The 10,343-nt window shown below is 67.2% G+C and carries 9 protein-coding genes and 1 pseudogene; 5 read left to right on the plus strand and 5 right to left on the minus strand.

The window, feature by feature from the left end; translation table 11 throughout:
• Window positions 1-496, plus strand: a 496-nt coding sequence (locus ACZY0Y_RS18775) for an HNH endonuclease signature motif containing protein (protein WP_463959745.1), incomplete at its 5' end; no start/stop codon positions are given.
• Between the two features lie 27 nt (window positions 497-523).
• Here ACZY0Y_RS18775 and ACZY0Y_RS18780 read toward each other — a convergent pair.
• Window positions 524-1,009 (minus strand): bleomycin resistance protein, encoded by a 486-nt coding sequence (locus ACZY0Y_RS18780; RefSeq protein ID WP_463959747.1) that lies wholly within the window; start codon window positions 1,007-1,009, stop codon window positions 524-526.
• 150 nt (window positions 1,010-1,159) lie between these two features.
• Here ACZY0Y_RS18780 and ACZY0Y_RS18785 point away from each other — a divergent pair, with 150 nt between their 5' ends.
• The 3 genes from ACZY0Y_RS18785 to ACZY0Y_RS18795 all read left to right on the plus strand — a co-directional run bounded on the left by ACZY0Y_RS18785 (window position 1,160) and on the right by ACZY0Y_RS18795 (window position 3,720).
• Window positions 1,160-2,143 carry an RNA polymerase sigma factor gene (locus tag ACZY0Y_RS18785; protein ID WP_463959749.1) on the plus strand — a complete coding sequence of 328 codons (984 nt, stop codon included), beginning with the start codon at window positions 1,160-1,162 and terminating at the stop codon, window positions 2,141-2,143.
• A 35-nt stretch (window positions 2,144-2,178) separates the two neighbouring features.
• Window positions 2,179-2,667 (plus strand): 8-oxo-dGTP diphosphatase, encoded by a 489-nt coding sequence (locus tag ACZY0Y_RS18790; protein ID WP_463959750.1) that lies wholly within the window; start codon window positions 2,179-2,181, stop codon window positions 2,665-2,667.
• Window positions 2,668-2,826: 159 nt separating this feature from the next.
• Window positions 2,827-3,720 carry a hypothetical protein gene (locus ACZY0Y_RS18795; protein ID WP_463959751.1) on the plus strand — a complete coding sequence of 298 codons (894 nt, stop codon included), beginning with the start codon at window positions 2,827-2,829 and terminating at the stop codon, window positions 3,718-3,720.
• A 93-nt stretch (window positions 3,721-3,813) separates the two neighbouring features.
• Here ACZY0Y_RS18795 and ACZY0Y_RS18800 read toward each other — a convergent pair whose 3' ends face one another.
• From ACZY0Y_RS18800 to ACZY0Y_RS18815, 4 genes and pseudogenes are all read right to left on the minus strand, one after another.
• Window positions 3,814-4,953 (minus strand): bifunctional 2-methylcitrate synthase/citrate synthase, encoded by a 1,140-nt coding sequence (locus tag ACZY0Y_RS18800; protein ID WP_463959752.1) that lies wholly within the window; start codon window positions 4,951-4,953, stop codon window positions 3,814-3,816.
• 63 nt (window positions 4,954-5,016) lie between these two features.
• A complete protein-coding gene (gene prpB, locus ACZY0Y_RS18805) occupies window positions 5,017-5,919 on the minus strand; it encodes a methylisocitrate lyase (RefSeq protein ID WP_160666582.1) in 903 nt (300 codons plus the stop codon).
• Window positions 5,919-7,439 (minus strand): MmgE/PrpD family protein, encoded by a 1,521-nt coding sequence (locus ACZY0Y_RS18810; RefSeq protein ID WP_463959753.1) that lies wholly within the window; start codon window positions 7,437-7,439, stop codon window positions 5,919-5,921. Before ACZY0Y_RS18810 ends, prpB begins: the two co-directional genes overlap by 1 nt.
• Window positions 7,435-8,096: pseudogene (locus tag ACZY0Y_RS18815) on the minus strand (GntR family transcriptional regulator); the annotation flags it as partial. The pseudogene ACZY0Y_RS18815 and the gene ACZY0Y_RS18810, both read right to left, overlap by 5 nt.
• A 175-nt stretch (window positions 8,097-8,271) precedes the next feature.
• Between ACZY0Y_RS18815 and ACZY0Y_RS18820 the strand changes: the two are divergent.
• Window positions 8,272-10,173, plus strand: a complete 1,902-nt coding sequence (locus ACZY0Y_RS18820) for an acetate--CoA ligase (protein WP_463959754.1) — start codon at window positions 8,272-8,274, stop codon at window positions 10,171-10,173.
• The last annotated feature ends 170 nt before the right edge of the window (window positions 10,174-10,343 follow it).

Here is a 10,343-nt window from a genome sequence, read left to right on the forward strand (position 1 = left end):
GGTGCCGAAGGCAGTGCGGCAGTGGCTGCGGCTCCGCGACGGGAAGTGCCCGTTCCCGGGCTGCAACAACCAGTCCCTGGACAACGACGCCGACCACCTCCTGGCCTGGGCCGACGGTGGCACCACCGGGATCTCCAATCTCGGCCAGCCGTGCCGCAAACACCACGGCCTGAAACACTCCTCGGCCTGGACACCGGCCGGGGCCAGCAAAGACGCACCGCCCGGCTGGACGTCACCGGCCGGAAGGCACTACGCCAGCGAACAGCAGGACTGGGAACCACCCCACTGGCCGGACCGCCTCCAGGCAATGGTGACACTCCTTGCCGAAGGCGCACCCGAGGATCCCGGCCCTGATCCCGATTCCGAACTGCCCCCGGACCCCTTCCCGGACTGGCACCTGTTCACGGCCGGGCACCCATGGCCCGCCGCAGCCATGGACGATCCTGGCTGGACGGAGCCCCTCGAGGACCCCTACCCGGAAGCAGTCCTGCTCTAATATGTCTGAACGCACTGCCGGATTCCTTCAGCGTTCTCCGGCTTGGTCCGGGCAGGGCTGCTCCGCCCGGACCGGCGAGACATGCCCTAGCCGTGAGGAGAACCGAATGAGGTACCCGTCGGGGTCTTGAACCAGGAACTGCGAAACACCAACCATCGTCCCGCCTGTTTGGTACCACTTGTCTTCGGGGGCCATGAACAGCGGCCAGGAAGCGGCGATGATGCGTTCCGCCAGGGGCTCTACCGCAGGCACAGCGATCTGGAAATTCACCCCGCGGCCGAGCGGACGCTCAAGAGTGCCGGGGATCCAGTTTCTACCGACGCCGATTTGCTCGAGCATGACGTGTGCGGTGCCTGAGTGAAGATACGCGAAGCCCTCTGCCGGGCGGTCGTAGAGAATCTCAAATCCGCAGAGCGTGACCCAGAAGTTGAGGCTAGTGGTGAGGTCGGTGATCAGAAGTTCGGGGACGAGGCCGGGAGAAACCGGTGCTGCCATCTTTGCTGCGGAGTTCACGCCTCTCAGTATGGTGCCTTCCAGTTTGCTGGTGTCGGACTTGCGACCGGAAGCAACCGGTGAATTTTCTTGCTGACAAGTGTAAGAAAGAGCCCTTCACGCGACACTTAGTCTTCAGGAAGAAGTCATCCGATGTCCGGGGGAAGCACCATGTTGGCTGCCAAAGAGCAGGCGTTCATTGACCTGCACACTCAGCATTCCGCGCGGGTATACCGCTACATTGCCTGCCGTATCAGTGACCGGCACCGTGCCGAAGAACTTGCTGCGGACGTCTTCAGAATTGCCTGGGAAAAGCAGTTGCCGGAGCCGCCCGGCATCGGCTGGCTGCTGGCGGCCGCCCGGCACGTGATCGGCACTGAGTACAGGGGACGACGCCGCGCCCAGGAACTTGTCGAACGGCTGAAAGATGAGGCCCGCAGCCACGTCCCCGGGTCAAACACTGAAGAGCGGGCCGCCGTGGCGGAGGTGCTGGTGCGGCTCAGGGAGCGCGACCGCGAGGGTTGTGAGCAGGGCTGGGGGCGCTACGGCACGGCGCTTTGGCGTGCGGACGGCGGCCGCCATGTTGGTGGCAGCCGCGGCTGTCGTTGGGGCCGTCCTTGTCGGCGGCAACCTGATGCTGCAACCATCGCCCGGGCCGGCCCAGACCGGAACCACGACGCCGGCCCCGCCAGCCCCGCGCCGAGTGCCCCGGATGCGCCCACGCCCGCCGCCTCTCAAGCGGGGACCTCCGCCGGAGCCCTGAGCACCGGCGGTGTCGACTGCACCATGGGCAACGTCGACCAGCAGCGCAACGACCAGGAACGGGCCATCAAAGCGATTCCGGCCGCCGAGCAGGCCTATTACACCGTGCTGGGTTGTGCAGCTGGTTGGCTCGCCTATTCCATCTCCGACGACGGTGTCCGGGCGCTTCAGCTCGACGGCGCCAACGCCTGGTACCTGATGGCCAAACTGCAGAACGGGCGGTTCCTCTCTGACTACCGGCAGGAGTGGTCCAGCGTGTTCACGTGGGAGTTCCAGGCGTTGAACAACCAGGGCCTCACGCCGCAGCAGGCCATGGACAAGGAATTCGCGGAAATGGGGATTCCGGTCGGGCTGCGGCGGCAGCTTGTAGGCGACGGTCCGGCGGCCGGATAGCGTCTGCATCCGGCGCCAGCTATAGGCTTGCCTTCATGGCGTCCACTCCTGTCACACTGTGTTTCCTGCTCCGCGAAGCGGGCTCCGGCACCGAGGTGCTGCTGGGGTTGAAAAGGACCGGGTTCGGCACGGGCAAGATCGTGGGGGTCGGCGGCCACGTCGAAGTGGGGGAGAGCGACGCCGAGGCCGTGGTCCGCGAAGTCTGGGAAGAGGCCGGAGTCATCGTCCGCCAGGAGGATCTGGCGCACGCCGGCGTCGTCGAGTTCATCTTTCCCGCCCGGACCGAATGGAACATGTCGTGCAGGCTGTTCACTGCCCGGCAGTGGGAAGGCGAACCCGCCGCGAGTCCGGAGATCACGCCCGAATGGTTCGACGTCCAAGCGCTGCCGCTGCAGCGCATGTGGCAGGATGCGGAGCACTGGCTGCCTCCCGCGCTGGCAGGTGAAACGATCGACGTCGTCGTGGTCCTGAATGAGGACAACGAAACGGTGGCTTCGGTCCGGTATCCCTCCCAGCCGGGGTGAGCCGGGCCCACGCCGACACATTCCGCGACTCGACAGCGCGGGGCGGGGAATGCCGCGGCCGGGGGAGTAGCCTGAGGCTCGAACATTGCGCCGCGGCGGTCCACACACTTCCGGTGGGTCACCGGCAGACGGCACACGGACCTTTTATGGGGGCAGGGCATGGGCTCAGGCAGTCACGACATTCCGGGCAGGGACCCATATGACGACGAACCGGCGAGCGACGCCGGGAGACGCCGGCGCTGGCCCTGGGCGGCCGCCGTCGTTGCCCTCGCCGTGGCGGCCGTCGCCGGCGGCGTTGCCGTGGCCGGGACCATGGGGTCCGCGGACCCTGCCCCCGCGGCCGGTTCGACGGCCGGGGTGGTGGCGCCGACAGCTTCCGCCCCGCTGACGACGGCGCCGTCGCCCAGCGTTGCGACGTCGGCATCCGTGCCTCCGCCGGCGTCCGCAACGTCCGGGACCGCCACGCCGCCACCTTCCTCCGGGGCCTGGCGGACGTACACCAGCCCCGACACGAAAGTCAGCTTCGACTACCCTGGCTCCTGGAGTGTTGCCACTCCAGCCGGGGCGTTCGGTGCCGAGGCCGTGGATGTTGACGTCGCGAACGAAGCCGGTGTGGTGGTTGCGTCGCTGCACCTCGGGCCGTACGGCGGACTCGGCGGCGCCTGCCAGGGCGCGGTTCCCTACACGGTTCTGGATGTGGTCGAAGTCGATCTTCCGTACCAGCCTTCGAAAGGGTCAGTCACGCCGAGGTTCGCCTTCCGGGCCCTCCTAGAAACGGGGCAGGTCACGGCGTCCTTCGGACTGACCAGCACCCTGGCCGGGCAGGACGGCACCACCTGCATGTTCTACAACGTCGTCAACGGCCCTGCCGAGACGCCGATGTACTCCTTCGCCGACGCCTTCCAGGTCAACGCCGGAGGCACGGAGGAAGTCGCCAACCGCCAGGGTGCCAAGACGTTCCCCTCGATGGACGCCGCCCGGGCCTACATGCAGACCCCCGAATTCGTGAACGCGAAGCGCATGATCACCTCGCTGAAGATCAGCGCGGGCTAGCGGGCGTCTCCCCAATCAGCGCCCAGCAGCAAAAGGCGGGCCGGCCACCCTTCCAAAGTGACCGGCCCGCCGTCGTACGGAGTGTCCTGCAGGCTACGCCAGGTGCCGTTCCTCCACGCCGTTGTAGGCGCTCAAGGGGCGGATCAGGGAGTTCGAGTCCAGCTGCTCCATGATGTGCGCGGTCCAGCCGGTGATGCGGCTGGCGACGAACAGGGGAGTGAAGGTCGGGGTGTCGAAGCCCATGAGGTGGTACGTGGGTCCGGCCGGGTAGTCGAGGTTCGGCTTGATCGCTTTGGCCTCGTCCATCGCCGACTCCAGACCGTTGTACAGCCCCAGCAGCTCCGGCCGGCCGTAGTGCGCGATCATCTTGTCCAGGGCGGCCTTCATGGTGGGCACCCGGGAGTCTCCGTGCTTGTAGACCCGGTGGCCGAAGCCCATGACCTTCTTCTTCTGCGCCAGGGCATCCTCCATCCATGCCTTCGCGCGGGTGGCGGCCTCGTCCAGCGACTCCTCCGGACGGATGCCGATCTCGTCGAAGGTGTGCATCACGGCCTCGTTCGCACCGCCGTGCAGCGGGCCCTTGAGCGCGCCGATCGCCCCGGTCACGGCCGAATGCAGGTCCGAGAGGGTCGAGGTGATCACGCGGGCCGTGAACGTCGAGGCGTTGAAGGAGTGCTCGGCGTACAGGATCATCGAGACGTTGAAGGCCTCGACGACTTCCTGGACCGGCTCCTCGCCGAAGGCCATCCAGAGGAAGTTGGCCGAGTAGTCCAGGTCCTCGCGGGGCTCCACCAGCTCCTGGCCGTGACGGCGGCGCTGGTCATAGGACACCACCGCCGGCATCGCAGCGAACAGGTCCGCGGCCTTGGCCATGTTGGCCTCGCGGGAGGAATCCTCAGCGAGCGGATGCCGGGCGCCCATGACTGAAGCTGCCGTGCGGCAGACATCCATCGGGTGCGAGGTGGTCGGCAGCGCATCGATGACCTGCTTGACGACCGGGTCCAGCGCCCGGCCGGCGCGTTCGCGGGCCGTGAACTCCGCCAGTTGCTCCGGCGTGGGCAGCTCGCCGTTCCAGAGCAGGTAGGCGACTTCCTCGAAGTTGCACTTGGCGGCCAGCTCCTGCACGGGGTACCCGCGGTAGAGCAGTGAATTGGTGTCCGGGTTCACCTTGGAGACCGCGGTGTAATCCACCACGACGCCGGCGAGGCCCTTTTTGATCTCTTGTTCAGCCATGCTGAAACTCCTTTGTTCCTGTCGCCTGTTGAGCCGGCCGGAGCCGGAAGTCCGATGCGGGGCTTACTGACCCGGGATCTGGAAATTGAAGACCCCGGTATCGAAGCTGTTGTAGGCCTCGTAGTCGACGAGGTCATACAAACGCGCCCGGGTCAGCATGTTCCCGACCTGGGCCTCCTGGGTACCGTCAGCCTTAATCGATTCCAGCGTACGCTCCGCAGCGCCCATGGCACTACGGAGCAGCGTCACCGGGTAGATGATCATGTTGACCCCGACGCCGGCGAGCTGTTCCACCGTGAACAGCGCACTCTGGCCGAACTCGGTCATGTTGGCCAGGATCGGCACGTCGACGGCGTCGCGGATCGCCTGGAACTCGCTGAGGTCCTTCATGGCCTCCGGGAAGATGGCGTCAGCCCCGGCCTCGACGAGTGCTTTGGCGCGGTCCTGGGTGGCCTTGAGGCCATCGGTGGCACGGATATCCGTCCGCGCCATGATCAGGAAGTTCGGATCCCGCCGGGCATCGGCCGCGGCCCGGATGCGCTTGGTGGCGGTGTCCAGGTCCACGACGTTCTTGCCGTCGAGGTGGCCGCAGCGCTTCGGGTTGAACTGGTCCTCGATGTGGAGGCCGGCGAGGCCGGCGTTCTCGAGTTCCTGGACCGAGCGGGCGACGTTCATCGGCTCGCCGAAGCCGGTGTCGGCGTCGACGATGCTGGGCAGGTCCGTCATCCGGGCGATCTGCCCGGCGCGGGTGGCCACCTCGGTGAGGGTGGTCAGCCCGATGTCCGGCAAGCCGAGGTCATTGGCCAGGACGGCGCCGGAGATGTAGACCCCGGCGAAGCCCTTCTCCTCGATCAGCCGGGCAGAGAGCGGGTTGAACGCGCCCGGGAACTGCTGGATCGTGCCGGACGCCAGGAGTTCGCGGAAGCGGATCCGCTTCTGCTCCGGCGTGACCTTCGAATACAGCATTAGAAGAGTCCCTTCGGTGCGGCGGCCAGGTCGATCACGCCGTCGGCGGCCTTGATGTTGAGCTGGTCCAGCTCCCCGGCGGCCAGCTCGGGCAGGCGGGCTGCGGCGGCCAGGAAGCGGTCGATTTCCTCTTCGGCCACGAGGCCGGCGGCGAGGGTGCGGAACTTGTTGACGTACTGTTCCCGCGCGAACGGCCGGGCGCCCAGCGGGTGGGCGTCGGCGACGGCGATCTCGTCAGTGATGACGGTGCCGTCCTTGAGCGTGATGACGACGGTGCCGCCGAAGGCCTTCTCGGCGATGTCGAGGGAGTGGTAGCGGCGAGTCCATTCCGGATCCTCGACGGTGGTGACCTTGTGCCACAGGTCCACGGTGTCCGGACGCGCGGCGCGCTCCGGGGCGTAGGAATCGACGTGGTGCCAGGCGCCGTCCTGCAGGGCGACCGTGAAGATGTACGGGATGGAGTGGTCCAGCGTTTCGCGGCTCGCCGTGGGGCTGTACTTCTGCGGATCGTTGGCGCCGGAGCCGATCACGTAGTGCGTGTGGTGGCTCGTCTTGATCAGCACGGACTCCACGTTGGCCGGGTCGGTGACCTCCGGGTGCTCGCCGTGGAGCTTGCGCGCCAGGTCGATCCACGCCTGGGCCTGGTACTCGGCCGAGTGCTCCTTGGTGTAGGTGTCCATGATGGCGCGCTTGGTTTCGCCGGGCGTCGGCAGCGGCACGGTGTAGGAGGCGTCGGGGCCGTCCAGCATCCATGCGATCACACCGTCTTCGCCTTCGTAGATCGGCACGGGGGAGGTCTGGCCGCGCATGGCGCGGTCCGCGGACTCCACAGCCATCTTGCCGGCGAACGCCGGGGCGTGGGCCTTCCAGGTGGAGATCTCACCCTTGCGGGACTGCCGGGTGGCGGTGGTGGTGTGCAGGGCCTGGCCGATGGACTGGAAGATCGTCTCGACGTCGAGTCCCAGCAGGGTGCCAATGCCGGCGGCGGCGGACGGGCCGAGGTGCGCGACGTGGTCGATCTTGTGCTTGTGCAGGCAGATGGCCTTGACCAGGTTGACCTGGATCTCATAGCCGGTGGCGATGCCGCGGATCAGGTCCTGACCGGTGGAGCCCACGTGCTGGGCGACGGCGAGGATCGGCGGGATGTTATCGCCCGGGTGGGAGTATTCCGCGGCGAGGAACGTGTCGTGGTAGTCCAGTTCACGGACGGCGACGCCGTTGGCCCAGGCCGCCCATTCGGGGGCCACACGCTCTTCGATGCCGAAGACCTTGGAGCCCTTGCCGCCCGTGGTGGGGCCGTGGGTCAGCGCCTGGGCGCGGGCCGCGATGATCGGCGCGCGGTTCAGCGAGGCAATCGCCACCGAGGCGTTGTCGATGACCCGGTTGATCACCATGTCGGTGACCTCGTCGGAGACGGCAACGGGGTCCGCGGCCACCTTGGCAATCTTGAAGGCGAGCTGGTCCTCGCGGGGCAGGTTTTCCTCGCTCTTGTAAACGCGGACGTGGTGTTCCTTGACCATGATGCTCCTTAGTTAGTGAGGTACGTGGGTGGCTTTGACATGGGAAAGACTGCGGTGCAGGTGGAGCGTCGTGGCGGCCTCGGCCAGCCGGGGGTTGCCGGCGGCGATCGCCTCGGCGATTGCGGCGTGCTCGGCGGCGGCGGCGGTGAGCCGTTCGGCGTCGTCCGCGGCCAGCCGGCGGACCCGGACCAGATGGACGCGCAGGCTGCGCATCGCCTGGGCGAGGTAGGAATTGTGGATCGCGGCGTCGATGGCTGCGTCAAGCCGTCCGACCAGGCCGTAGTAGTCGTGCCGCGCGGGATCCTCGCCGCTGATCAGCGCCGGAGCCCGGCGCAGTTCGTTGCGGAGCTGTTCGAAGGTGGCGGCGTCGCCGCGTTCGGCGGCCAGCGCGGCGGCCTTGCCCTCAAGGGTTTCGCGCAGTTCGAAGAGTTCGTCGATGTCCTCCAGCGAGATGTCAGTGACGACGACGCCGCCGCGGCCGCCCGCCGTCGTCGTCAGTCCCTCCGCGGTGAGCCGGCTCAGGGCCTCCCGCAGCGGGGTGCGGGAGATGCCGAGCCGTTCGGACTGCTCCACTTCCGCGAGCACCGTCCCCGGGAGGAGTCGCCACTCGATGATGTCGTCGCGCAGGGCCGCATAGGCCTTGTCGCTCGCGCGCATCCTGACTCCTTCGTTGGCTGACGGTGTCCAGTGTATACACGCAAGATCCATTTGCCCAGCATTTGCCGAATATTGGCGTTCGACTGGGCATCTCTGTATACACAAGCCTTGTGCCGGACGCCCCGGCGGGGCTACCATGAGCTCCATCACATTGTCGTGGACGGGACTCATTTTCATGGTTACCAAGAACTACCGGGACAGCTACACACGCAGCCTGGATACGCCCGAAGCATTTTGGCTGGAGGCTGCCGGGAAGATCTCGTGGACTACCCCGCCGCAGCATGCCCTCGATTCCAGCAGGGCCCCGCTGTACGACTGGTTCCCCGACGGCGTGCTCAACACGTCCTACAACGCGCTGGACCGGCACGTGGAGGAGGGGAGGGGCGGTCAGGATGCCCTGATCTACGACTCCGCCATGCTCGGCACGCAGCAGCGCTTCACCTACGCCGAACTGACGGACCTCGTGGCCCGGTTCGCCGGGGTCCTGCGCCGCCAGGGCGTTGGCAAGGGCGACCGCGTCGTCATCTACATGCCGATGATCCCCGAGGCAGCCATCGCCATGCTCGCCACGGCCCGGCTCGGCGCCGTCCACTCGGTCGTCTTTGGCGGCTTCGCCCCCAAGGAACTCGCCGCGCGCATCCGCGATGCCGCCCCTGCCGCGGTGGTCACGGCCTCCGGCGGCATCGAGCCCTCGCGCCGGATCGAGTACCTCCCCGCTGTCAAGGAAGCCCTCGCCCTGGCCGGCACGCCCGACACCCCGGTCCTGGTCAAGGGCCGGGAAGGCTTCGCCTCCTCGGTGGCCGACCACGCCGGCTGGCTGGACTGGGAGGCCGAGATGGCCACCGCCGCGCCGGCTGCCCCGGTTGACGTCAAGGCCACTGACCCGCTGTACATTCTCTACACCTCGGGAACCACCGGCGCGCCCAAGGGCGTCGTGCGGGACAACGGCGGCCATGCCGTGGCCCTCAGCTGGACCCTTGAGAACATCTACGACATCGGCCCCGGCGACGTGATGTGGACGGCGTCCGACGTCGGCTGGGTGGTGGGGCACTCCTACATCGTCTACGGCCCGCTGCTGGCCGGCGCCACGACCGTCATCTACGAAGGCAAGCCCGTGGGGACGCCCGACGCCGGCGCGTTCTGGCGGGTCATCCAGGACCACAAGGTTAACGTGCTGTTCACCGCGCCCACCGCCCTGCGGGCCATCCGGAAGGCCGACCCCGAGGCAGCACTGCTCGGGCAGTACGACATTTCCAGCCTGCGCACCCTGTTTGCCGCCGGTGAACGGCTGGACACGGACACCTTTCATTGGGCCTCCCGGGTCCTGGGCGTCCCGGTGGTGGACCACTGGTGGCAGACCGAAACCGGCTGGGCCATTTGCGCCAACCCGCGGGGGCTGGACGGGCTGCCGATCAAGGCGGGCTCGCCCAGTGTGCCGATGCCCGGCTTCAAGCTGAACATCGTCGACGGATCAGGTGACGACGTCGAGGCCGGGACCGAAGGCAACATCGTCCTGGCGCTGCCGCTGCCGCCGGGCACGCTGACAACGCTCTGGGGCGACGACGAGCGCTACATCTCCTCCTACCTGCAGGCGTTCGAGGGCTACTACGCCACCGGCGACTCCGGCTACCGGGACGAGGACGGCTACCTCTTCGTTATGGGCCGCACCGACGACATCATCAACGTCGCCGGCCACCGGCTCTCCACCGGCGCCATGGAACAGGTGATCGGCCAGCACCCGGCCGTGGCCGAGTGCGCCGTGATTGGACTCGCGGACCCGTTGAAGGGCCAGCGTCCCAGCGGCTACGTGGTGCTGAAGTCCGGGGTCGATGTGCCCGAGGAGATCCTGGTCAAGGACCTGATCGCCCTGGTCCGGCGCGACATCGGCGCCGTCGCGGACTTCAAGCACGTCACCGTGGTGGAGGCCCTGCCCAAGACCCGCTCCGGGAAGATCCTGCGCAAGACCATGCGCCAGATTGCCGACGGCGAGGACTACGTGGTGCCCTCGACTATTGAGGACTCCGGCGTGATCGATCAGCTCATCGGGACCTTGCGGCCCGGTGCGGTCGGGGCCTAAGCCTTGATCCACCGATGATGGTCGGGGCGCCGACGGCGGTTTAAACCGAGAATGCCCGTCTTTTCAAGGAAAATGGAGCTTGTCTAGAACCCATTGACCACCGAAAAGAGAGGCATCTCGTAGATGCAAGTTTCCCATAAGCCGTCCGCGGTGTCAGTTTCTTTCGACGA

This window comes from Pseudarthrobacter kochi, assembly GCF_055412805.1.